Source organism: Oribacterium sinus (assembly GCF_014202695.1).
GTDB classification, from domain to species: Bacteria; Bacillota; Clostridia; order Lachnospirales; family Lachnospiraceae; genus Oribacterium; species Oribacterium sinus.
This window is the reverse complement of the sequence record NZ_JACHHH010000001.1, coordinates 140409-162474: the sequence shown is the minus strand read 5'-3', so window position 1 is coordinate 162474 and position 22066 is coordinate 140409. Positions and strand designations below refer to the sequence as shown.

The window sequence follows — 22066 nt, the reverse complement described above, 5'->3', positions numbered from 1 at the left end:
TTTAATTCTGATAGTACCCCAGAGGTCTCGTCCTCTTATTCCTCTTCTCGAAAGAGGGTAAAGACAGAGAGCAAGTCATATTCCGGATGACAAATGTCAAACTTCTCCCCGATAACCTCTCCCCAATCCTCGATTAGGCAGGGATGAGTCTTTAGATTTTCATCCTTCTTTTCTCCGTAGCGGAAGTTCATGGCATAGTAGCTGTTACACCATCTCTTATGCTCCAGTCTGGAAAGAAAATCCAATAATGGGTTTTCGGAAAGGAATCGTCTAAAGTTTTGTTGAAACTCTTCTTTTCTATTTTCTCCCCCAAGCTTTTGGGCTTCCTGAAGCTTTTTAAACTCTTCCAGCTTTTCCGATAAATAGGCAGAAATCTCCTGTTCCGATTTCCCGAAAAGTACTCTACGAATAATTTCCTCTTTGATACCGGCGTGTGTGGCAGACTGTCTGGAGGAGTTCTTCTTTACATAAGACAACTCATTCCAAGCTGTTCCCTCTCCCATACCGGCTGCTCTCGAGGCCTTATTGTAAGCCTCATTAAACTGCTTTGCCCGATTGTCCAGAGCTTCCCGAATCAATATCTCCCCGGTCATAATCTCCGAAAGATCCCCGAAAACCTTGATCTTATCCTTGCTTTTGGGAAGCACATGGGTCAAATCTACATTGGAAATATTCCTAAGAACCTTTGGAACCTGCCCGAAGTACCGATTCATCAGCTTAAGCGCCTTTAGGCTCTTCACCACATCCTCCTGCATCAGGAAAATAAGACTTGGACTTTCTTCCTTTCCCAGTCCCTTAAGATAATTTTGTAAATTCCTTTGTTCATGGCCTAAGTCTATGCATTCTATCTCCAAAGCTCTTAGCAAGCCTTCCCTTTCCGGAGCGTTTAAATCCAAAAGCTCCTGCATTCTTTGGGAAGCATTTTCCTCTAAAATGCTGATTTTCGGATTTCTCGCTAAGGAAGTGGTGGCATCGTTGGCCAGCTGCTTCAGTAACGGCAGGGTCAAATCATTTACGGAAAAAAGCAATACATGGAGAGGCTTGATGCTGTTCTCTATGGAGTCCACTGCATGATGACTGTTCTCTGTGGAATCCGTCATATGATGACTGTCCTCTATGGAATCCGCTATTTGGCTATCCTCTGAAATCCCCTCCAGACTTTTTAAAATACTACGCTTCACAGCGGGCTCAGCCAAAAGCATCCGTACGGTCAAATCCTTTTGGTTAAAATGCACCGTGTCTATCTTCTTGAGAAGCTCTTCCCCCTTTCTTTCCTCGGAAAGCAGCTCTTCCATATAGCCCACCACCGTATTGGAACTACAGTTGGCATAGCAAGTAATAGGTCTTCTCGGTTTAATGCGCTTAATCACATTGGCATAGAGGGCATAGTTTTCCAAATCATTGTCAGAGCAGAAAAAGATATACTTGGCATGATGGATATGCAAAGCCGAAAAAAGCTCCCTAATTTCATTTTCATCGCAATGCTCAAAATCAATCTGATAGGTGGCAATCCCCTTCTTCTCATATTTGTTTTTCAAACGGTCATCCAAAAAATTCTTGGTAATCAAAGAAATCTTATAGGGCGTCCTCTCCTTCATCAGATTGCCAATCAAAGTCTCCCCCATCTCCGTGTTTTCAAAAATCAGTACATGATACATACTGGTTCTGTTCAGAAGCATATTTTTCACATGGAGTAAAATGTTGGAAATCTGGGTAAAGATGAAGGCGGAAGTAAGAATCGGCGCCATCCACTTGGCAAACTCATAAAAAATGCTGGATTTTTCCTCCGCAGAAATGGGAGAAACGAATAAGAACAGCTTGATTGTGCCGTATAAAACCGCGGAAAGAAGCTGCAAAGGGTCGGAAATCTTGGCACTGTAATAGGTATAAAGGGTTTGAAGTCCGAAAATCACGGTAATAACAAACAACGCCAGTACGATTTTCTTTTTATAGTAAGTTCTATTTTCCTGCATAGTTCCATCCTTATAAAATAAAATTTGTTAGCTTTTTTTAATGGTTATTATCGCAATTTTTACTGAAACTTGCAAGGAGTATTGCATAAAAGGGATGGTAAATTAAATATGAAAACGCATTTACGCAGGATAGGTCTCAAAGCGAGGCACGCTCTCGCTGACTTCGCCCTTTGTCATAGTGAAGGACTATAATTATATAAGATACGCTTTGATGCAGCCTATCCCTGTAAGTGGGGCACGCTTTCGCTAACCTCGCCTCGTAGCGGATACGACTGCTGCCTCCGAGAAAATGAAATAATTATAAAGTCTCTTCCCTTTCTATTTCATTTATTTATCTCCCTGCTATAATAAATTTTATACAATTTAATTTCAAACATCTTTTAACATTGAAATGGAGGTCATTATGAGTTTTAGAAATATTACTGTTGCAGGTGGTGGAGTTTTAGGATCCCAAATTGCTTTTCAAACTGCATTTTCCGGATTTTCCGTAAAGATTTGGCTAAGAAGTGAGGACTCTATCCAGAGAACCAAGCCCAAGCTGGAAAGACTTTACACGATTTATAAGAACGAGCTGACAGAGGCAAAAAAGAACCTGGGAAAGGGACTGAGCTTCTCCAGAGGTTTGATTCCTGATTCTTCCTCCGTGACAGAGGCGGATATCGACAAGCTTTTGGAAAATGTGGAAAGAGCCCACAAAGAAATACAACTTACCACCGATTTTGCCGTTGCCTGCAAAGACGCAGATTTCATTATCGAAAGCATGGCGGAAAATCCTGAGGCAAAGAGGGAATTCTATAAAGCTATCGATCCTTTCCTTTCAGAAAATACTATCATCGCCACAAATTCTTCCAGCATGGTGCCCAGCCAGTTTAGAGACTGCCTCTCCAGACCGGAAAACTATCTGGCTATCCATTTTGCCAACAATATCTGGAAGAGTAATACGGCAGAAATCATGGGACATGACGGCACCTCCAAGGAGGCTTATGAGGCGGTAGCAAACTTCGCTTCAGAAATTAAAATGATTCCCCTTCGTTTGCATAAGGAACAGCCCGGTTATATCCTTAACTCCATGCTGATTCCCTTCTTAAGTGCAGGAGAAATGCTTTTGGCCAAGGAAGTGGCAGACCCTGCCACCATTGACCTGACTTGGAGACTGGGCACCGGCTCTCCCCTTGGCCCTTTCCAGATTCTGGATATCGTAGGCTTAAATACTGCTTTAAATATTGTATCCAATAATCCCCAGTCCCAGGATCCTGAAAGCGTTCCCGGAAAGATTAAGGCTATCTTGGAAAAGTATGTTGCAGAAGGTAAAATCGGTGTAAATGCAGGGGAAGGATTTTATAAGTATAAATAACTTTTGATTTGAAGATTGTTTTGCAAAATTTTAATTCAAAGCTTGTTTTTCAAACTTTTTTAAAGCTTATTTTTCAAATTCTTTTCTCTAAAAAATATAGAAAATAGCTCCGCTTTGGGATATTTTTTCCCAAAAACGAAGCTATTTTTTCTTTATTATATTCTCTCAAGCTCATAAGCCTGATAGGAATCCACCTTGCCTCCGTCATACATGGATACCATGTAGTGACTTCCGTTTATATCGATAATCCGACCTTCCGTCTGGCTATATCGTACCAAGACCGGATCTCCAATATAAAATTTCTCCGGCTTTTTTCCGGTAAAAAGCCTAGATAGCCGAAAGAGTTTCAGAAGACTATTCAGTCCTAATATCTTAAAAAGCAAAACAACAGGAAATGCCACAATCCCAAAAAGTACAGGCAAAAGGGAGATGCCGGATCCTTCCGTACTATCATTGGAAGACAAGGTATTGCGCTCATGGACTGATTTTTTCGTCCATGCCTTTTTAAAAGTATTTTTTCCTTTTCCGGACTTTATCTTCTTATACTCTCCGTCCACTTCATAGAAACCGTTTTTTTCACAAAGTTCTCGGTGCACTCGAGGGCTCAGTACATCCTCCAGATCCCCCATATCCTCTCCGGAAAATTGCAGTTTCGAAGCCAGAGCAGCCCGATCTATCACCGCCTTGGATACCACGCCATCTAAGTCAAGTAAATCCTCCGCGTTAAGAGAAATCTTTCGATTCACCATGGAATGAAGCAGCATATCCAAGGTGTCCTGATCTACGATTCCTTCAAATCCCAATATTTCATCTGCACTTATGCTTTCTCCATTATTCAGGGCATAGTCTATCATTTGACAAATCATCTCTTTAGACACCAAGCCTTCAAAGCTCACAATATCCTCAAAGGGAAATTTCGCTCCTAAGGACATCGCTTTTTTAATCAGCTTCGCATTTAATTCCTGATCCTTGATGAGTTCGGCAATATCAGAAATCTCCCAAGCTTCTCCAATCGTTTTCAAAGAAGAAATTCTTTGGCTCAAAGTGGATTTGCTCCAGTTTTCAGCCCTTTCATAAAAATCATCCCATTCCATAAGCAGCTACCTTTTTTCGTACAATACAGATATTTTGAAAACCAATACTGTTTTACGTCCAAGTAACGGCAAAGGTTTCTTATTCCACTTTCAGCTCTATTCCCATTTCCAAGGCACGCTCCTGATAGACTTCGTTAATCTCCGATGTCACCACCAGTCGCTTCTTGGCATATTTCCCCCCAAAACGATTCGCTACAGTATCCAGTTCATAAAGGGCATGCAGGCACTGCTGGGGAGAAAGCTTTCCGCTCTTGCAGGAAATAAAGCTGGGGATATAGCCCTGAAGAGACAAAACATCGATTTCATTTAAAACATCAATTCCGGAAGGTCCTTCCAGCACCCCATCCCAATCCAGATGCACTCCTACCCGACACTCATCACTATGCTCCTTTTCCTGTAAATAACTATAGAGCTCCAAGATGCTACCTCCATCCCAAAGATATCCTTTAATAGCCTTGTTTTTAAAGCGAAATTGGTATTTTCCCTCGGAATGTTTTAAATCAAGAATCGCTCCTGCCCGAGCCAAATCCTCCATGATTTGATAAAACTTATGGGCAGACTTTAGCTTATTGGAAGAATCCGCCAATGCCTTCAGCACCGTACTTTCTTTTCGATACACTCTCCCCTCTTCATCAGGGTTCATGTTTTCTCTTAAAAACTCGGAAAAGGGATTCCAATGCTCCGAATGAAGCTTCATCACCTTCCGGATTTTTAAAATGTCTTCTCGACTCTCCTCGTCCGGAACATCTTTAATATCTTTTTGTAATTTGTAGTTAATGACACCGCCATGCATTTCAATCAGTTTGTCCAAAGTCATGGGAACAGGTCGTTTGGTCGCAATGCTACTGATACTTAGGTGTTGTTTCTCATTGGGAGACGCTAAAGCTGAGTCATCAGCATTCCAATTATCTTTGTTGATAGCCTCTGTATTCCTTTCATCGTAATGCAAAGATTCCGCATTCAATTCCAAAAGCTTTCCCTTGTATATGTCGTACATGTGCATGGGAGTTTCGTACTCTCGGGACAGCATCCCAAAGGCCACAAGCATCAGGCTTTCTCCCCCGGTAATATCGAAAAAGAGCTTGGCATTTTTGCTAAGTTCCAACTCGATTTCCTTTCGCATGGTTTGTAAAACCGACTGCAAATTGCTTCCCGACAATGGCAGAAAGATAATGCTTTGTACAGCACAGTATTTTCTCAGAAAATTCTCCGTCCTTTCCTTCTGAGAAATAATGTCCTCATGATTTCCGAAAAATACCAGCCTATCCACCTGAAAGTTCATTGCGGTAATGACATTTTCAATAGGCTCTCGGCTAAGAAATTCAAAAACAACTACCATGCTGTCGCTCCTTATGCTTATATTTCTATTCCATTATTTCTCTGGCCTTTGGAAGCCACTCTCCCCTTGCTTTTTCCTCGGTATCCTCCCGTTCATCATAGGCATCATAGGGTGCCATGGGGTCATGGGGCTTTTGCTTCTTTAAGGAGTTACAAATCTGATCCTTATGCCGAAACGCAAATTCCAAATCATCTGTCCAGCCGGTATGTCCGCTAATAATTTTCGGAGAAATTCCTCTCTCCTTCAAGATCTTTTCCAGCTTCACAAGGGAGCTTTTTGCCAGTTCATTATCCTCTGCCAAAGAATTTAAGAAGCTATAGCCCCCATCCGGTCCAAACCAGATGGTATCTCCTGTGAAAAGATAGGCATCATCAATTAGATACACCAGATGCCCGAAGGTATGCCCCGGCACCAGGATAGCTTCCACTTTGATGTCTTCGATATAGAAAACTTCTCCATCTTTCAGGAGTCTTTTCTCATTGTCCGTCTTCACCATGGGAATCTTATAATGCCCAAAGAGGACTCTTCTTCGAGCCTCTCCGGTCAAATATTTATTCTCTATCTCTCCAAGGTAGATCTTGGCATTTTGAAAAAGGCCCCCGCTATCCCTTTCCACCGCCCCCACATGATCCGTGTCCAAATGGGTAAGAAGGATATGCTGAATGGAAGCCGGCTCTATGTCTAACCACTTCATCTTCTCCGCCAGACGCTCATAGTTATAGCCCGCATCAATCATGACAGTCTTGCCATTTTTCGTATAGAAAAAGACATTTGCCACCCACTCCCTTACAACACTTACTCTTTCATCAATACGCCCGGTGTTTAAGGGCTTGAAAATTTCCTTTCCCCGATAGGAAAATGACATCAATACCTTCTGAAATTTAGAAGCAAATTTTGACATAGGAAACCTCCTATAATGCTAACTTTTCCTCCAGTCCGCAATCTGTAACTTTGCAAAGGGCTCCGTCCCTAAGCAAAAAGACAACTCTGGCTTTCGCCTTATCTCCAATCTTATCATACAGTCTTCCGGCACTCATGGACTCTCCCTTCACTGTATAAGGGCTGTTTGCCACATAGCCAATCTTCCCTAGGCCCTTCAGCTTCACCAAAATGGCCTCGGAATCGAATTTATTGTCCGGTTCCTTTTCCAGCTTTAGCTTCATGCCCTCCTTCAAAAACTCCGTACCAAAATAATGATTGCATCCCGTAATTGTAAAATACATCTCTTCCATGGCAAATACCATCCTTTCTATTTCAGCAATGGGATTTATGCTTCGCTTACTCTAAAATGTATTTTACGCAGGATAGAGTCCGTTAAAACTGACTAGATTATGGTTTATACCCCCTCATAGTTATCTTTTGAAATTTCTTAGATTGTTTTTAATTGTACTCCCCTGCACCTAGCTAAGCAAGCTAAACTCAGTAGCGACTACAAAGTACATATTGTTCCTTCTTCCATCCTCCTAATAGAACATAATTGACAAGTCTACTCTTTAAAAGTACTATCAGACTAAGACTGTCTAAAGCATATATGGCAAACAATTAATAAGCCGGAATAATCTGTTTAGAGGTGTTAAATGACAAATCGGGAATATAAAGAACTTCTCCGGGAGAATTATAAATCCTAGAAAGAAGAGAAAATTGGCGTACGAATCCTTTCAAAAGAGGAAGTCGAAGAACTTAAAAAGAAAGGGATTATTAAAGATAAAAGGGAGAAAAATGAATTATACAGTGAATTTATTATGGGATCCTGATGCAAGTGTATGGGTAGCTACTAGCGACGATATAAAAGGACTTGTCCTCGAAAGCGGGTCGCTTGATGTACTCATTGAGAGGGTACGCATGACTGTCCCAGACCTATTAAAATTAAATAATCAGCCATTAGAGCACGCAAAAATTGTCTTTTTGACTGAAAGAGTGGAAGAAGTTTGTGCGTAATGGCTGAGTATGAAAAGAGAGAGTAAGAAAATTATTAGCCGAAAACGGATGTTTCCTTGTTCGCCACGGTAAGGGCGACCATGATATTTGGCATAGTCCTATAAATAACAACAATTTCACGGTTGACGGAAAAATAAAATCCAGGCACACAGCAAACGCAATTCTAAAGCAGAGCGGCATAGATTATCATTTTTAAAGCGTAAGAGAAAAAACGTATTTTAGAGGGCGGAGACGGAGCGGTAGCATAGCAAGGAAGCCATGCACAGCATGAAAGCCAAAAAGAAAAAGCTAGGGCGGTATACCCTAGCTTTTATAGTGTTTAAAAATATTTAATCCTCTTTCTTTTCCATGCCTGCTGCCTTTGCATACTCAACCATATAAGCAGAAAGAACGCTTGCTTGCGATACGCCATTACTTTCGCAGGCTTCTCGAAAAGCTGCTATTATTGTGTCATATGTTCTAAAGGTATACGCCTTAAGACCTACTTTTTTTGCCATCTATTCTGTGCAGAATATTTATCCTTGTATTCCATACTTCCCCTCTTTTCTTTTGAAAATATATTTATAAATCAAGCATTCTTCATCTTGCCTTCCCGTCAAAATTCTTTACTGAGAAGAAAATCTCGTATATTCAAATGTTTTATGCCATTACGGCTCATATCAAATTCATCCAAAGAAAGGACATACTTAGGATAATGATCCCGAACCGAATCGTAGATGCCAAATTCTCGTTCAATAGTCTCAGAACCCGCAAGAAGATAAGCCACTTGAATATACAATTTGTCTTTATTTTTTGATGCTATAAAATCAATTTCCTTCTCCCCATTTTTTCCAATTGTAACTGTATAGCCTCGTCTAAGCAATTCCATACAGACAATATTTTCAAGAACTTGGTCGATATTTCTCGTGTTCGTTCCTAAAATAGATTCCCGAAGTCCATGATCTACCGAATAATACTTTTCATTTGCACTAAGTATTTTCTTTCCCTGAATATCTTCCCGCCTAAGTTTTATAAAAAGGTAGGCATCACAGCATGCTTTTATATAATTCAAAATAGTTTCAGTAGAAACCTTCCGATTTTCCTGCTTTAAATAATTGGATATACTTTTTGCACTGAAGCTATGTCCTACATTGTCTAAAAGATAGAGAATCATCCTTTCCAACAATTCCACATCTCGAATGTTATTCCGCTGAACCACATCCTTTAAGAGCACTGAATTAAAGATATCTCTAAGATATTGCATAGAAGCATCTTTATCATAGCGAAGATTCACTAGAAAAGGCATCCCTCCTATTTCCAGATAATTCTTGAATTCTTCTGTAACGGAAAACTCTTCATTTTCCTGTTTTATAGATTCCAGATATTCTTCGAAGGAAAAGGGGAAAACCACAAATTCTACATAACGTCCACCAAGATATGTTGCCAGCTCTCCGGAAAGAAGCTTTGCATTGGAGCCGGTGATATAGATATCGCAATCAAAATCTACACGGACAGAATTAATGCATTTTTCCCATTGCTCCACTTCTTGAATTTCATCAAAAAATAAATACACCTTTCCCTGAATTGATGAAATCCTTTTTTTCAGTTCTTGGTACAAGGAACTCGCTGTGCAGAAATCAGCATTTTCCATGGACTCAAAATTGAAGCTGATAAACTGTGACTCTGTAACGCCTTGTCTTAGAATTTCCGCTTGAATAAGTCGGAGCATAAAAGACTTTCCCGACCGACGAATTCCGGTAAGAACTTTAATGACATCCTTTCCGATAAACGGTTTAATCTTATTGATATATCTCTCACGTTGAATCATTTTGGGGCCTCCTCTTGGCTTTGCAGAAAACACGAGACTATTATACTTGATATTTAAAACAAAAAGAAGATTTTTGTTCGATATAACTGACAAAAATCTTCTTTTGTAATATAACTAATATATATACTGTCCATTCTTATTAGGAATTGTAGTTAATCTTACTCTAAGTATCTACATTTCTTTAATTACTTATATAAATCCCTATGCTTCTCACCATACTTAAGTAATTCAGCTTCAATTTTATCTAGTTCTTTAATCTCTTTTTCAATTTTCTCATAAATTCTGCTTTCTACAAATTCTTTTTTTACATTTAATAAAAATCTTGTATCTAAAAACAAATGAGACAAAGTAACTAGTAATCCACCAATGTCCAACGATTTAGCATTTTGCGTACAGTATGAAAAAATCAAATTACTACTTGTTCCTATAGTATTGGCTATGAGTAATATTTTTCTTGTTCTTACTTCATATAAATCTCTTGTGCCATCTTTCTGAGGATTATAATATAATCCATGAACTAAACTTATAAGCATGTCCATTACTATCGATACAATTGCTGACTTTCCTACTATTTTCATATCTCGAGCAAAACACAATGCATCATAATGATTTGTATAAAGTTTACTAGCAAAATCTGGTGAAAAAGTCTCTAGAATCGGAACAGGTAATCCCATCTTCGTATTTATGTCCGATTTAAGATGCTGCCCCTCTGTAAAAACAGCTGCCGGCAGATTCATTGGATGTTCCCTAGCTATATCATAACTGTCTTTAAACATTTTAAACGTAGAAACTCTTTCTGGTAAAATCATCATTTTAGGTTTTCTTTGAACTTTATATGACCTTATTCCAGCTAATTTAACGAGCTCCGCCCATTTGTTATCACTCTGAACCACTGCTCCTGGAGATATTGTAATCACATCAGTTAAGATATTTGCTGTACCAAATACCCATCCCAATATAGGATCATGTCCCAGCGTATATAATCGATGAGCCCCGCCATGCAAATTAATTTCTGGAATATTCCCCGTTCCAGCAGTAATATCGTACGGAACTGTCTGATATAACAACTCCATCCATTTTCCAGTAGAGTTTTTTTCTAATTTTTTATCTCTATATGCATCGTTTGCCTCTTTATGTGCTTTTTCTATAGATTTATCATTATGATCCAGTCTATTATCAGGATTAAAACTATCTCCATATCCCATTTTCTCAGCTACAACTGGGAACAATAACCCTTTTGCGACTTCTAATGCAATTGCTATTGCAAGAAATTTCAAATCTGTTTTATTTACTATGCTCGTTTGTTTGGCAAACTCAGTGTCAACTTCTTCTTCAAGCTTCCTATACTCTTGTTCTCCAAGAAGAGATAAAAATGGATCTTCATTATCATCTACACCTATTTCTTTAGTATATTGTGAAACCCTATCAAAATAGTCTTCCCAATTATTATTAGTAACTACTTCCTTTGTTCTTCTAATATCATAAGTTGTAGAAGAAGTTAAATTTTGTACACTCTCTAAATAATCATCAAAATATTCATCTATTGATTTTTTTGTATCATTAGATAATTCTTGGCTTTCAACTATAGTTAATAGTTCCTCTAATTCTGAAATAAGGTCTTTTCCTTCAGCATAAATATCTGCTTGCATTTTCTCGAGAGTATCTAATCCATCCTTTATTTCTTGAGCTTCTGCTTGTATATCAAATATTTGTGATTGCTGAACTTTCTCTGCCTGACCGAACTCAAATAGTACTTTTTCATTTAATTTTGCTACTTTATTTTTTTTCACGGCCCCCCCTATTCGACATTCTTTAGCTGTTAGAAATAAGCTTCACACATTCTTCCTCTTGTTTTACAATTCCATTTGTAGATTTAATTCTTTTTAAAAGTAATTTAATTGCACTATATTCTTGCTGTATTTTATCCCCTTCCTGAAGTGCTTTTTCTAATCTATCGGCTAAATAGTTCATATCACCAATCAAGATATTTACCGCTTTCTGATTATTTGAAATTACTTCTTGCAAAATTAATTCTCGTTTTTTATTAATAGCATTCTGACTTGTTTCGTCTTTCTCAAAGAATCCCTCATAAGACTTTAATCCATAAATAGAACCTGAACAGAACAGATATAATGTTGGCACATAGCCAGAAGTATCTTTAATAGATTTTATAAATTTTCCCCACGAGTCCTTTAGTTTTCCCATATCCGCATCTTTAGATTGCATACTTATATTTAAAAGCACAGCCTTCTCCATAGTAGTAATCTGCTCACGATTAAGTAAGCAATGCTCCATCAAACTTCCAATAAATCCGTCTTCTTCCCATCTTCTTCCAGGAGTCTGAATTGTATGAATATATAAAACATCCTGCATCAAACAATATTTTACAGCATCCCAGTATCCAGTCTGATTTTCTGTATTCTTTTTCAGTGATGAAAGTAAATATCCTGTTTTTATTCGATTTGAAAAATCATTCATATATTTACGCAGAATAGCTCTCGTATCACCATTAATCTCCATTCTTACTGATATTTTGGTGATAGCATTATATTCGTTTGCATCAATCATTTCATCATTCAAATATACATAATTGCATAGGATTTGTAGATAGAGCAATTTTATTTCTTCTGGCAACTGCGAAGAGAGCACTCCTTGATTACTAGTAGTAAAAACAACATCAGTTTGGTTTTGAGTAAATTCAATAATTCTATTAAAAACTGAAGAAATAGTGGAAAGATTTATGCCATCTATACAGCCATCAAGAACATACTCTTTGTTCATGGTTTTGAAGTAAATTTTATCGGGTGAAAATACTCCACCAGATTCTGCCTTTATAGCCTTTATCTCAGTAAAAGGTACTTGTTGTAATCCACCTTGCAAAAAATTATCAAAATAAAATGTATCACCAGTTAAAAAAAAGAATCCTGTTCCTGTATATGACATGACTAGAATCTGTTTAGCAATACTTTCTCTAAGAGTTGCTCCATACTTTTTTTGAATAGTATTTATATGTTTTTCACTTATATCAGGTGCAATCTCAATTGTTCTTCGACTATTCTTTAAATGTCTAGCTTCTTCCTTAATTAAGTTTTCAACATTCATAATTCACTCCTCTATAATTCGTCATAGTCAATTTCTGCAACATGATTTACACTTTGATTTTCATCGTTATTTCTTCCGTATAATTTTTTCAGATAAGCTGTTGGCGTAAAAACGCTTTCATTCATTTCATTAATAAAGGTAGATGAAAATAATGCCGGAACATCTTTATTTGCTTTTTGAGTTCCTCTTACTAACCAAGTATTTAGTAAATCACCATCAGGTGTAGAATGAGTCATTTTGAGTTGAGGACAATTAACTTCATGTAACATTTTTGTTACTGTTGAACCACCTGGATGATCCAATATATAAAGCTTAAATGGTTCAAACCAATCATCGTTCTGTAAAATATGCTGCTGCTCAATCTGCTTCGCGAAATTATTTGTTATAGTTTTAAAATTAGTAGAGTATTGTTTGTTAACATAATTAGGCAATTTTTTTAGCCACATATCATCACTCATAAATCCTAACCAATAACAATTTTTTGAGAGTTCCTCCATCAATAAAGCATCATTAGTATGTATGAACTTTTCGGTTTGGGTTTTGTGGTTGATTTGAGCAGTTTCTTTTTGGTCCTTATCATGCCGTTCAACTTGATCTCCTACATATTTCCCTGCCTTTCCAAGAACTCTAACTATTGCATATCCAACCAAACAAATTGCAACAAACCCTAATGCATAAGTCCATAGTCCACATACAGACAATACAATTATTAGTCCAATAATTAATATTAACGGTAATAACCCTCCTACCTGTTCTGCTAACCAAGCTATAACTCCTATTATAATCAATCCAATAATGATGTATGGCATTGTGCTCCCCCCTATTTTGGTCTCTGTATATCAAACTTGATTTTTTCTCCAATTTTTGAATTTGTTTCAGACACAAATCTATCCTTAGGTAGTTTTCTTTTTGCCTCCTTTAATATCTTTGCTCCGCTACAGTCTTCAAAAAACATGGTTATCTCAAAATTATATGTAGCCTTTTCACCTAAATTTGTAATCTGACATTCTCCACCAAGATATATTAATCCTTCATCCTCTGCTAATTTTATTTGTCTATCAGTATATTCACTAACAATATCCAAATATGTATCTAGACTATATTTTCCACTTTTTGATTCTTTACAAAATTTTATTGATTCCCATAATTCAGTCCATATTGAATTATCCTGCCCTTTTGTCATTCAATCCTCCTTAGCAAGCAAGCGCCTCATCTAATTCTCTTGTATCATCCACCTCAAATTCATCATCAAGTGTTCTGTATTTAGGTGGAACATTCTCTAATTCTATTTCTTTTGTGACAGTTGTCTCATTCCACTCTCCAAGTTCCTCTTCAAGAGAATAGTTCTTTGTTCCCTCTTGATATTTATTACCAACTTTTCTAAAGAAATGAGATGCACCTAGCACCACGCCTCTAACTTTTATAGCTATTTTCTCAATGACTTTTTTCATCATGTCTATTGCTTTTTGAAAGAATTGCGTTAACGCATTTTTCACCTTAACTATGGCACTCTTGATTTTTTCTTTTGTGATATAAAAAAAATCCTTAATCTTTTCCTTAATATTCCTAAATATTCCCATCTATTTTTTCTCCTCTATTAATTTGGCTTAAAGCATATTCTTTACTTACTCTTCTTGTTGATATTTCAAAATTATCGTTTACTGCGTTTTTAGCTCTCATAATCTCTTCTAAAATACTATGCAACAATTCATATGTTACACATGGAGATTCTTTAGATACAATATCAATTACGACTTTCAATATAGCCGTAGATATATCGGAGCCAGTGACACCTTCTACTTCACTTATTTTATCTATAATTATTTTTCTATTGTCACATGGAACCGACTCTAGTAAATAATGATTCCATAAAGAAAACCTTATATCCTTATTAGGTAATTCAAATTTAACATGACAAAAAATCCTTCTCATAAATGCCGAATCAAAATTTTGAATATAGTTAGTGGTAAAAAATATAATTCCATCGTAATCATCCAGTATTTTTAACAGCGTATTACGAGTCTGATTGACACTAACATCAGTAGCGCTATGCATTGCTGTAACGCGCCTTGATAAAAGAGCATCTGCCTCATCAAATAAGATGACTGCATCATTTTTTTTAGCAAAGCTAAACAAGGCTACGAGATTTTTGGATGTTTCTCCAACATATTTTGATTCTATTTCAGCATAGCTTACTATTATGATCTTTTTATTAAGCATCTTAACTATTGCATGGGCAGTCATTGTTTTGCCAGTACCCGATTCTCCATATAAATTCACGCTTAAATTATGTTGTCTAATAACTGACTGAAGATTCCACTCTTTAAATATTATGTCATAGTATTTAATATAGGACACTATTCTATCTATTTCTTTTTTTACTATTTCTGGCAGGATAACTTCAGACAAATCATATTTCGGTTCAGTTATATAAAAATCCTCTTTATGCTCTTTTTTTATACTCTTTGAGGTTTTATCTACTCTTTCTTCCGAATTTTCCATAATTGGTATCTTGTTAATTGGCATGAGCCTCCTCCATTGTTCTAAACATTTTACGATATCAACATAATATAGTTCATCAGCCTATTTTAAAATCTAATTATTTCTATATTGTCGCATGTATTAGTCATTACTTTATTGTGTTTTTTACACTCATAAGAATCTCTTAATTTCGTACCCCATATTCTCTTTCATATTTACATAAGTCCCGTACATCCCTGCGTAATAATTTCGAATATTCTATTAATACAACATAGTTATACCTTCAATTACCTCTTAAAACAAATAAGCACCACGAAGCTACAAACTCCATGGCGTTTCCTCTAATAATTTGCCTTGGCTTACTAATGACCTTTTTTCTTATTTTTTCAAGTATAATCTCATATATGAACAATTTCAATTAAATTATGATATTTTTACATAATATTCCCCTATGTGTATTTAATTATTATTTTGTTTTCTATTCCTAGCAATTCACACTGCTAATACCCCTGTACTTCAAGAATAAAATAAAGTGTAAATTACACGCATTTCTACTACTTAATATTATTTTGTTTTTTCGTACCTCTTATACATCGTCTAACCACCCTCAGACATATAGTTTATGGGTGATAATCTTATTTAAATTCCAAACCCTAATTTCGAAACAATTTTTATTAGAATTTTTATGTTTCTATTTCTTTTATCGACAATATTTCAATTTTCAATATACAGAACGATTTTATTAAATATTTTTTATTATTTTTATTAATATCACCCAACATCTCGAATATTTTTAAGATAATTTACACTAATTTCTCCTGCCAGCTTCCCATTCTCAATCAAGGACTTAAGCTGCAATCTTCCAGCTACTCCATCGGACATCCGATCTATTGCTTCATTGGCTGCCGGATGAAAATACTCGCCCCTTTCCTGTGCCTTTAGTCCTGCTTCCAAGGCCTGCTACAGAATAGCCCTGTTATCGATTTCTTCCTCTCCAAGGGAAACTAAGCCGTTGGTTAGTAAAGCGGTTTCTATGAAATATTCCGCCCTAACTCCCTCCTATACAATGGATGGTTAAATCACCTTCAATATTCTCCTATCCTTCCAAATCCCCAATCGCTCACAGGGCTTTTCAGCATCCGAAGGCTTCGAAGAAAAAAACAAAAATGCATGGCCTTCTTTCTTCCATTTTTCTATATAGGCATAAAGCTCTGTCTCCTCCTCTTGCCCCAGATGGACTTCCCATAAAGCAAAGACTCTGGCTCCGGCAATCATCCCTTTCATGATTTCCACTAAGATTCTCTGCTTTTCTCCCAAAGTTTCCACCGGTACTTGATAGGGAATTTCTTTGAAAGCTTCCGGAAACAATTCTTTATACCTAGTAATTAATTCTTTGTTTCGAAGGAGAAAATGAGGATATTCCGGCTGATATACAAAAAGGTTAGAAAGCACAGTCTGCCCCTCGATCAAGGAACTGCCATCCCCTGCCATCCAGATTTTTGGAACAGTTTTCATCTTGTTCTCATAGGACTTTACACAACCGTAATACAACTCTTTCTCCGCATTAAAGGCTAAAATCAAGTCTTTGGGAATAGGCTGACCCAAAGACAAAAACATCAGGCTTTCTCCTGAAAAAAGCTGAAAGGAAAGATTTTCTACAGAAAAGCTATTCCCTTCGGAAAGATATAGCTCTAAAGCAAAGAGGAGTTCCTCTTTTTCCGGCTCCTTGCTATTGATGGTTTTAATAATTAAAGCATTTTCTTCTTCAGACAAAAGATCCAGGCTTTCACTAATAAAGCTTTCCTCTTCTTGCTTTATGGAAAGTTCTCTGGGAAGTACCATACACACATCCGTTCCGGCATTTTCTAAGGACTGCAAATATAAACCGTATTCCCGCCCGTAGAGCAAATGGATTCTCTCCTGAATATTCAAGAGCGAAACCCCCATGCCGGCCTTACCTATTCCGGTATTTCCCAAAACACCTCCTTGAAATCCTCTACGGATATTCCGAAGGTCCTCATTTAATTGTCTTAGCTTTTTCTCTTCTATACCAATGCCATTATCAGAGACTCGAATATAAACATGCTGATTACTTCGGCTAATAGAAATCTCTACTTTCCCCGCAGTTTCTCTTTCTTCGAAACCATGCACAATACTATTTTCCAAGACAGGTTGCAGTAAAATTCTTGGCACTTTTAGCGATAACAAATCTTCTTGTACCTTAACTTCCAGTTCCAGTTTTTTTGAAAAACGAAATCGTTGAATTTGAAAATATACTTCTGCATTGTCCAGTTCTTCTTTTAAAGATACAAAGTTGTCCTCCTGAGAAATGGTATAGCGATAGAAATCTCCCAAAAGCTCTGCCATGCTTGCCACGGATTCCAAACCGTTTAAAAGGCTTTCCGAACGGATATTTTCCAGAATATTATAGAGAAAATGAGGATTCATCTGGTTTTGCAGGTTTTGTATATAGGCCAACTTCTCTCCTTCCTCTATAATTCGATTGGCACTAAGAATCTCCGAAATATAATGGTATTCTTCATGGCTTTCCTCTGTCAGATAAACCGGCAGTTCCTGCAATTCCTGCACTTCGCTATAGCCCTCCAAGACTCTTCGAAGAGTAGAACGATAGCTTTTATAAGGTCTAAGGATACCATAATAAAAATAACTAATTGTCAATATACAAAGAAATAAGAACCCCAGAAGAAGCAGTTTTATTCCCGTCTGAAAGAAGCTGCCTCCTGTGGCAAGCAGGAGGTAAATAATAAAAATCGATAACAAAAATAAAGCCAGCGTTAGAGCATACAACCAAAGAAGGCGAGAGGATAAGGAACTCTCGCTCTTCTTCTCTGTTCCCACTAGACCTTTTCTCTCTTCTACCTTATATTCTGTCTTCTTCGCTTCGATTTTCATGTAAGGAATTCCTATAGTCCTTGGGATTCATCCCCATTTTCTCAAAGAAACATTTGGAAAAATACTTTGTGTCATAATAAAACAGTTGGGAGGCTATCTCCGTAATGCTTAAATTGGTCTCTGCCAAAAGTTGCTTGGCTCTTTCCATCCGAAGACCGGATATATATTTATTTACCCCAAGGGAAAGTTCCTTCTTAAACTGTGTGCTTAAATATGAGGCACTAACCTTACAATGTTCTGCCACTTCTTCAAGACCAATATCCTCTTCAAAACATTGGTCAATAAACTTTTTCGATAAAGAAACCAAATGAGAGTAAGATGCATCCAAAAGCAAATCTTCCATAACTTTTTTCTCTAGAGAAGATTCTGACAGACTTTTTTCTCTTAAAATCCCTTGATGCATTATTGTTTCTTCTGCTTTTTCTTCTATAATTTCCTCAATAGACTCTTTTTCTTTTAACTCTTCCTTGATTTTCCGAATGCTTTCCTGTAGCTCTTTTTTCTTAATCGGTTTTAAAAGATAGTCCGACACCCCTGCCTGTATTCCCTCCTTGGCATAGGAAAAATCCGAGTACGCAGAAATAATAATAACTTTTGTGCGAAGTTTCTTTCTTGCAATTTCTTTGGCAATGTGCAGCCCTGAAAAAACGGGCATCTTAATATCCGTAATCAAAAGCTCAGGAAGTTCTTTCTCCACCCGTTCTAATGCCTCTTTTCCCGTCTTTGCAAAAGGAAGACATTCCATGCCTTCCTCTTGAAAGTTTCCCAAAAACTTAATTAACTCACAAATCCGTTCCTCATCATCTGCTATCAAGACTCTCATCACTGTTTCCTTAACCTTTGTTGTCTAACTAATACGCTTATTCTCCACCAGCATGAACTTCCATAGCTACGGAAAGTGCCGCAAAATCTCCGATATTATCACTGAGTTCTGATTTTTCTATTTTACACAAGTTTACACTTTCTGTAAAACATTCTTCCCGAATTACTGCCTCTACTTTTTCTTTAAATAAAGCTTCGCATCGCTCATAAATACTGCCTATCACGATACATTCCGGATTTAGAATGTCGATTAACAAGGCAAGGCCTCTTCCCAAATAATAGGCAGAACGGTCAAATACCGACTTGGCAAAGGGAGAACCGGCTTTTACTAAAGAAGCCAGATTTTTCACAGTGAAATCTATAATGCCTTTGTCCTGTTCTTCCAAGCTTCCCTCATCTTCTCTTTCCTTATACATCCTCCTTGCCATTTCTTTAATGCCATTTCCGGAACAAAAGCCCTCAAAAGATCCCTCTTTCCCATATCCATAAGAACCACCCTTGGAAAGACGTATATGCCCTACTTCTCCGGCCATTCCGGAACTTCCCCGATATAGACTTCCATTCAAAATCAGTCCTGCTCCCATACCTGTTCCAAAGGTCAAAAAAATCATATTCTTTGTGCCCTTTCCTGCGCCAAACTTCCACTCACAAAGAGCGCAGGCATTGGCATCATTTTCCAAAAAAGAAGGAACTTGAAATCTATCCTCTAAAATACGTTTTATAGGAATCTCATCATAGCCGGGAAGATTTGGCGGCGATAGAATCAGTCCTTTTTCTTCATCCAATGGCCCACCGCAACTAACTCCTGTGGATTGAATCTTGATATTTTTTTCTAAAAGGAAAGATTCTCCTATGTTACAGAGGCATTCTATCGTTTTCAAAGGACTTCGATTTCCCGAAAAGGTGGAAATTGCCTCTCTTTTAAAAATTTCTATAGAACCTCCCGCATCTCTTCCCAAAATTACAGCAGATTTTGTTCCTCCTAAATCAAAACCCAAATAATACTTTTCCATACCTTCCTCTTCTTTTCCTCTGTGCGTGCAAGAAAAGCGGCTTCAGATTACTCTAAAAGCCGCCCTTTCTATGTCATTTTTAACGCTTACTTTAGGTTATCCTTGTTTAGTACAGATACTCCGGTATCTACCGTCTCACCCTTTAAGTCTTTTCCATTCAGAGATTCTACTAATGCATCCACACCCATCTTACCCATTACGTCCGGGTTCTGTGCCATGGTGCAAAGAAGATATCCATCCTGAATTAAGCTCTTAATATTATCGGACTTATCAAAACCTACACCAACAATCTTATTGTCGCCGGAAGCCTTAATTGCATTTCCGATTCCTACAGTTGAACCTTCATTTCCTCCAAAAATTCCTACAACGCCTTTAGTAATATAGTTTTCCGCAATGGTCTGTGCCTTTGCAGCATCTCCATCACAATACTGCGTTTCTTCAATGGTAAAATCCGATCCTTCAAATGCTTCACGGAATCCGTTGTCACGGTCTACTGTAGACTGAGTAGAAGCATTGGTACTGATTACACCGATATTTCCCTTGGTAATCCCTTGTGCTTCCAAAGCTTTTTTCATCTCTTCTCCGGCAGTCTTTCCACCCTGTTTGTTGTTGGTTGCAAAGCTTGCTTCGGCATCTACATTGGCAGGAGAATCCACATAAACAATTTTGATTCCCTGTGCTTGTGCTTCCTTTAAAGAAGCAGAAATCGCATCCGGTCCGTTTGCTGCAATCATAATTCCGTCTACGCCGCCTGCAACGGCATTGTTTACACACTCAATCTGCTTGGAGTCATCCTTGGTATCTGGAGACATAAACTTTACTTCCACACCAACGAGCTTTGCTTCCGCCTGAGCGCCTTCATTCAAGGTTACCCAGTGCTGATCAAGGGAATCCATAGTAATAAGAGCCAGTTTATAAGGCTTATCAGCCTTTATCGTTGTCTCTCCGCTGTTCTCCGCCTTCTCCTCCGTAGCCTTTTCCTCTCCTGCAGCAGTAGTCCCCTCTGTCATTGTAGCAGTAGTTTCTGTAGCCTCCTGCTTATCCGAACTGCAGCCGAAGAGCATTGCAGCAGATAAAATAGTTGCAAGCAAGATAAGTTTCTTTTTCATAATGTTTTCCTCTCTTTCTATAACAGGGCAATCCTCATTTACTTCTTGTTCTTCTTGGAAAATACATTTCCGCTTCGAACCAAGACATCCATAAGTACTGCCAGAACCACAATAACACCAATGACAATTCGCTGAATACCAACCTGCGCTCCAACCATGTTCAAACCATTTTCCAAGGTCTGCCAAAGCAACGCCCCCTGGAAGGTCCCCAGTAAGAGACCGGAACCTCCTAAGGGAGATACTCCTCCTATTACTCCTGCAGCAACACCGTACATTTCGTACATATTTCCGGCTTCCATATTTCCCATTCCAGCCTGTGCACAGAGGATGAATCCAACAATCACCGAGCAAAATGCTGAAATCAGATAAGTTTTCTTAACAACGGAAACAATATCCACCCCGGAAAGTCTGGAAGCTTCTTTATTGGAGCCAACAGCATAAATATGTCTGCCAACCTTGGTTTTTCCCAAGATAAAACTAAAAATCAGGAAAATCAAAAAGGCAATCCAGAAGGTCGTATAAATTCCCAGAATCTTTCCATAGTAAAAAGCATCCTGAAATAACTTTCCCTGAGACTTTCCTAAAGCACTGGCAATGTTATCCGTGTTTCGGTTTCCGTTGACCAGATAAGCAATTCCTCTTGCCACAAACATGGTTCCCAAAGTGGCAATAAAAGGAGGCATCTGGAACTTTCCTACCAGTTCTCCGTTAATGTAGCCAATGACCAGCCCAATAATAAGACTAACCAATAATGCCACTACTATGGGAACACCTCTGGTCATTAGGCTTGCGGTTACCATGGCACTCATCCCCACCACCGAACCGATGGATAAGTCAATGTTTCCGGTAATCATCACAAAGCTTTGCCCGATCCCTATGAGCAAATACTTCGCCATGGAACGAAGGAGATTTAAGTTGTTTTGTAAAGAAAAGACTTTGTCATTGATACATCCGAAAACAACGTAAATGATTACTAGCCCCACAAAGGCAGTAATTGCTCCTCTCATTCCTCTGATTCTAAGTATTTCTTTTACTTTGTTTTTCATTTTCACTCCCCGCAAAACAGATATTTTTTAAGCCTAATACTCCCGCTTTTCTTAGCAAAGCCCTTTTCTCCGTAA

At 37.8% G+C, this 22066-nt stretch carries 21 protein-coding genes and 1 pseudogene; 3 read left to right on the top strand and 19 right to left on the bottom strand.

Annotated features, from left to right (window positions below):
• Positions 1-35: 35 nt before the first annotated feature.
• Positions 36-1973 carry a hypothetical protein gene (locus HNQ46_RS00675; protein ID WP_183681628.1) on the bottom strand — a complete coding sequence of 646 codons (1938 nt, stop codon included), beginning with the start codon at positions 1971-1973 and terminating at the stop codon, positions 36-38.
• Positions 1974-2376: 403 nt separating this feature from the next.
• On the opposite strand from HNQ46_RS00675, the gene HNQ46_RS00670 reads away from it, so the two are divergent.
• Positions 2377-3327: a 3-hydroxyacyl-CoA dehydrogenase gene (locus HNQ46_RS00670; protein ID WP_183681625.1), complete on the top strand. Its 951-nt coding sequence runs from the start codon at positions 2377-2379 to the stop codon at positions 3325-3327.
• Between the two features lie 155 nt (positions 3328-3482).
• On the opposite strand, the gene HNQ46_RS00665 is transcribed toward HNQ46_RS00670, so the two are convergent.
• The 4 genes from HNQ46_RS00665 to HNQ46_RS00650 form a co-directional block, all read right to left on the bottom strand.
• Positions 3483-4421 carry a hypothetical protein gene (locus HNQ46_RS00665; RefSeq protein ID WP_183681622.1) on the bottom strand — a complete coding sequence of 313 codons (939 nt, stop codon included), beginning with the start codon at positions 4419-4421 and terminating at the stop codon, positions 3483-3485.
• Positions 4422-4500: 79 nt separating this feature from the next.
• The gene (locus HNQ46_RS00660) at positions 4501-5760 is read right to left on the bottom strand and encodes a PDDEXK family nuclease (RefSeq protein ID WP_183681619.1); all 1260 of its coding nucleotides are present in this window, start codon (positions 5758-5760) and stop codon (positions 4501-4503) included.
• Between the two features lie 25 nt (positions 5761-5785).
• Positions 5786-6661, bottom strand: a complete 876-nt coding sequence (locus HNQ46_RS00655) for an MBL fold metallo-hydrolase (protein WP_183681616.1) — start codon at positions 6659-6661, stop codon at positions 5786-5788.
• A gap of 10 nt (positions 6662-6671) precedes the next feature.
• The gene (locus tag HNQ46_RS00650; protein WP_183681613.1) at positions 6672-6992 is read right to left on the bottom strand and encodes an HIRAN domain-containing protein; all 321 of its coding nucleotides are present in this window, start codon (positions 6990-6992) and stop codon (positions 6672-6674) included.
• A 487-nt stretch (positions 6993-7479) separates the two neighbouring features.
• Between HNQ46_RS00650 and HNQ46_RS00645 the strand changes: the two genes are divergently transcribed.
• A complete protein-coding gene (locus tag HNQ46_RS00645) occupies positions 7480-7698 on the top strand; it encodes a DUF1902 domain-containing protein (protein WP_183681610.1) in 219 nt (72 codons plus the stop codon).
• 31 nt (positions 7699-7729) lie between these two features.
• A pseudogene (locus tag HNQ46_RS12265) lies at positions 7730-7894 on the top strand (type II toxin-antitoxin system HicA family toxin); the annotation flags it as partial.
• Between the two features lie 133 nt (positions 7895-8027).
• Here the strand turns inward: HNQ46_RS12265 and HNQ46_RS00635 are convergent.
• The 14 genes from HNQ46_RS00635 to HNQ46_RS00570 all read right to left on the bottom strand — a co-directional run bounded on the left by HNQ46_RS00635 (position 8028) and on the right by HNQ46_RS00570 (position 21991).
• On the bottom strand, positions 8028-8195 hold the full coding sequence (locus HNQ46_RS00635) for a hypothetical protein (RefSeq protein WP_183681607.1): 168 nt from the start codon (positions 8193-8195) through the stop codon (positions 8028-8030).
• A 98-nt stretch (positions 8196-8293) separates the two neighbouring features.
• Positions 8294-9505, bottom strand: a complete 1212-nt coding sequence (locus HNQ46_RS00630) for an ATP-binding protein (RefSeq protein ID WP_183681604.1) — start codon at positions 9503-9505, stop codon at positions 8294-8296.
• A gap of 185 nt (positions 9506-9690) precedes the next feature.
• On the bottom strand, positions 9691-11295 hold the full coding sequence (locus HNQ46_RS00625; RefSeq protein WP_183681601.1) for a hypothetical protein: 1605 nt from the start codon (positions 11293-11295) through the stop codon (positions 9691-9693).
• Between the two features lie 22 nt (positions 11296-11317).
• The gene (locus HNQ46_RS00620; RefSeq protein WP_183681599.1) at positions 11318-12607 is read right to left on the bottom strand and encodes a hypothetical protein; all 1290 of its coding nucleotides are present in this window, start codon (positions 12605-12607) and stop codon (positions 11318-11320) included.
• 11 nt (positions 12608-12618) lie between these two features.
• Positions 12619-13416 (bottom strand): hypothetical protein, encoded by a 798-nt coding sequence (locus HNQ46_RS00615; RefSeq protein ID WP_183681595.1) that lies wholly within the window; start codon positions 13414-13416, stop codon positions 12619-12621.
• A gap of 11 nt (positions 13417-13427) precedes the next feature.
• The gene (locus tag HNQ46_RS00610; protein WP_183681592.1) at positions 13428-13790 is read right to left on the bottom strand and encodes a hypothetical protein; all 363 of its coding nucleotides are present in this window, start codon (positions 13788-13790) and stop codon (positions 13428-13430) included.
• A gap of 10 nt (positions 13791-13800) precedes the next feature.
• Positions 13801-14187, bottom strand: a complete 387-nt coding sequence (locus HNQ46_RS00605; protein ID WP_183681589.1) for a hypothetical protein — start codon at positions 14185-14187, stop codon at positions 13801-13803.
• Positions 14174-15133, bottom strand: coding sequence for an ATP-binding protein (locus tag HNQ46_RS00600; RefSeq protein ID WP_183681586.1), 960 nt, complete (start codon positions 15131-15133; stop codon positions 14174-14176). The genes HNQ46_RS00605 and HNQ46_RS00600 overlap by 14 nt, the downstream gene beginning before the upstream one ends.
• A gap of 726 nt (positions 15134-15859) precedes the next feature.
• Complete coding sequence (locus HNQ46_RS00595; RefSeq protein WP_183681584.1) at positions 15860-16042, bottom strand: hypothetical protein; 183 nt, start codon at positions 16040-16042, stop codon at positions 15860-15862.
• Between the two features lie 120 nt (positions 16043-16162).
• A complete protein-coding gene (locus HNQ46_RS00590; RefSeq protein WP_183681581.1) occupies positions 16163-18001 on the bottom strand; it encodes a histidine kinase in 1839 nt (612 codons plus the stop codon).
• Positions 17970-18824 carry a response regulator transcription factor gene (locus HNQ46_RS00585; RefSeq protein ID WP_183681578.1) on the bottom strand — a complete coding sequence of 285 codons (855 nt, stop codon included), beginning with the start codon at positions 18822-18824 and terminating at the stop codon, positions 17970-17972. Before HNQ46_RS00585 ends, HNQ46_RS00590 begins: the two co-directional genes overlap by 32 nt.
• A gap of 37 nt (positions 18825-18861) precedes the next feature.
• Complete coding sequence (locus tag HNQ46_RS00580) at positions 18862-19836, bottom strand: ROK family protein (RefSeq protein WP_183681575.1); 975 nt, start codon at positions 19834-19836, stop codon at positions 18862-18864.
• Positions 19837-19922: 86 nt separating this feature from the next.
• Entirely contained in the window at positions 19923-20945 is a 1023-nt protein-coding gene (locus tag HNQ46_RS00575; protein ID WP_183681572.1) for an ABC transporter substrate-binding protein, read from the bottom strand.
• Between the two features lie 38 nt (positions 20946-20983).
• Positions 20984-21991, bottom strand: a complete 1008-nt coding sequence (locus tag HNQ46_RS00570; RefSeq protein WP_183681570.1) for an ABC transporter permease — start codon at positions 21989-21991, stop codon at positions 20984-20986.
• Between the last annotated feature and the right edge of the window lie 75 nt (positions 21992-22066).

What these genes read in the sequence shown, in the direction of transcription:
- HNQ46_RS00570 (WP_183681570.1), bottom strand. Translation starts at nt 21,991, where the DNA reads ATGAAAAACAAAGTAAAAGAAATACTTAGAATCAGAGGAATGAGAGGA.
- HNQ46_RS00650 (WP_183681613.1), bottom strand. Translation starts at nt 6,992, where the DNA reads ATGGAAGAGATGTATTTTACAATTACGGGATGCAATCATTATTTTGGT.
- HNQ46_RS00585 (WP_183681578.1), bottom strand. Translation starts at nt 18,824, where the DNA reads ATGAGAGTCTTGATAGCAGATGATGAGGAACGGATTTGTGAGTTAATT.
- HNQ46_RS00590 (WP_183681581.1), bottom strand. Translation starts at nt 18,001, where the DNA reads ATGAAAATCGAAGCGAAGAAGACAGAATATAAGGTAGAAGAGAGAAAA.
- HNQ46_RS00660 (WP_183681619.1), bottom strand. Translation starts at nt 5,760, where the DNA reads ATGGTAGTTGTTTTTGAATTTCTTAGCCGAGAGCCTATTGAAAATGTC.
- HNQ46_RS00675 (WP_183681628.1), bottom strand. Translation starts at nt 1,973, where the DNA reads ATGCAGGAAAATAGAACTTACTATAAAAAGAAAATCGTACTGGCGTTG.
- HNQ46_RS00665 (WP_183681622.1), bottom strand. Translation starts at nt 4,421, where the DNA reads ATGGAATGGGATGATTTTTATGAAAGGGCTGAAAACTGGAGCAAATCC.
- HNQ46_RS00615 (WP_183681595.1), bottom strand. Translation starts at nt 13,416, where the DNA reads ATGCCATACATCATTATTGGATTGATTATAATAGGAGTTATAGCTTGG.
- HNQ46_RS00670 (WP_183681625.1), top strand. Translation starts at nt 2,377, where the DNA reads ATGAGTTTTAGAAATATTACTGTTGCAGGTGGTGGAGTTTTAGGATCC.
- HNQ46_RS00580 (WP_183681575.1), bottom strand. Translation starts at nt 19,836, where the DNA reads ATGGAAAAGTATTATTTGGGTTTTGATTTAGGAGGAACAAAATCTGCT.
- HNQ46_RS00630 (WP_183681604.1), bottom strand. Translation starts at nt 9,505, where the DNA reads ATGATTCAACGTGAGAGATATATCAATAAGATTAAACCGTTTATCGGA.
- HNQ46_RS00645 (WP_183681610.1), top strand. Translation starts at nt 7,480, where the DNA reads ATGAATTATACAGTGAATTTATTATGGGATCCTGATGCAAGTGTATGG.
- HNQ46_RS00655 (WP_183681616.1), bottom strand. Translation starts at nt 6,661, where the DNA reads ATGTCAAAATTTGCTTCTAAATTTCAGAAGGTATTGATGTCATTTTCC.
- HNQ46_RS00635 (WP_183681607.1), bottom strand. Translation starts at nt 8,195, where the DNA reads ATGGCAAAAAAAGTAGGTCTTAAGGCGTATACCTTTAGAACATATGAC.
- HNQ46_RS00600 (WP_183681586.1), bottom strand. Translation starts at nt 15,133, where the DNA reads ATGCCAATTAACAAGATACCAATTATGGAAAATTCGGAAGAAAGAGTA.
- HNQ46_RS00610 (WP_183681592.1), bottom strand. Translation starts at nt 13,790, where the DNA reads ATGACAAAAGGGCAGGATAATTCAATATGGACTGAATTATGGGAATCA.
- HNQ46_RS00605 (WP_183681589.1), bottom strand. Translation starts at nt 14,187, where the DNA reads ATGGGAATATTTAGGAATATTAAGGAAAAGATTAAGGATTTTTTTTAT.
- HNQ46_RS00620 (WP_183681599.1), bottom strand. Translation starts at nt 12,607, where the DNA reads ATGAATGTTGAAAACTTAATTAAGGAAGAAGCTAGACATTTAAAGAAT.
- HNQ46_RS00575 (WP_183681572.1), bottom strand. Translation starts at nt 20,945, where the DNA reads ATGAAAAAGAAACTTATCTTGCTTGCAACTATTTTATCTGCTGCAATG.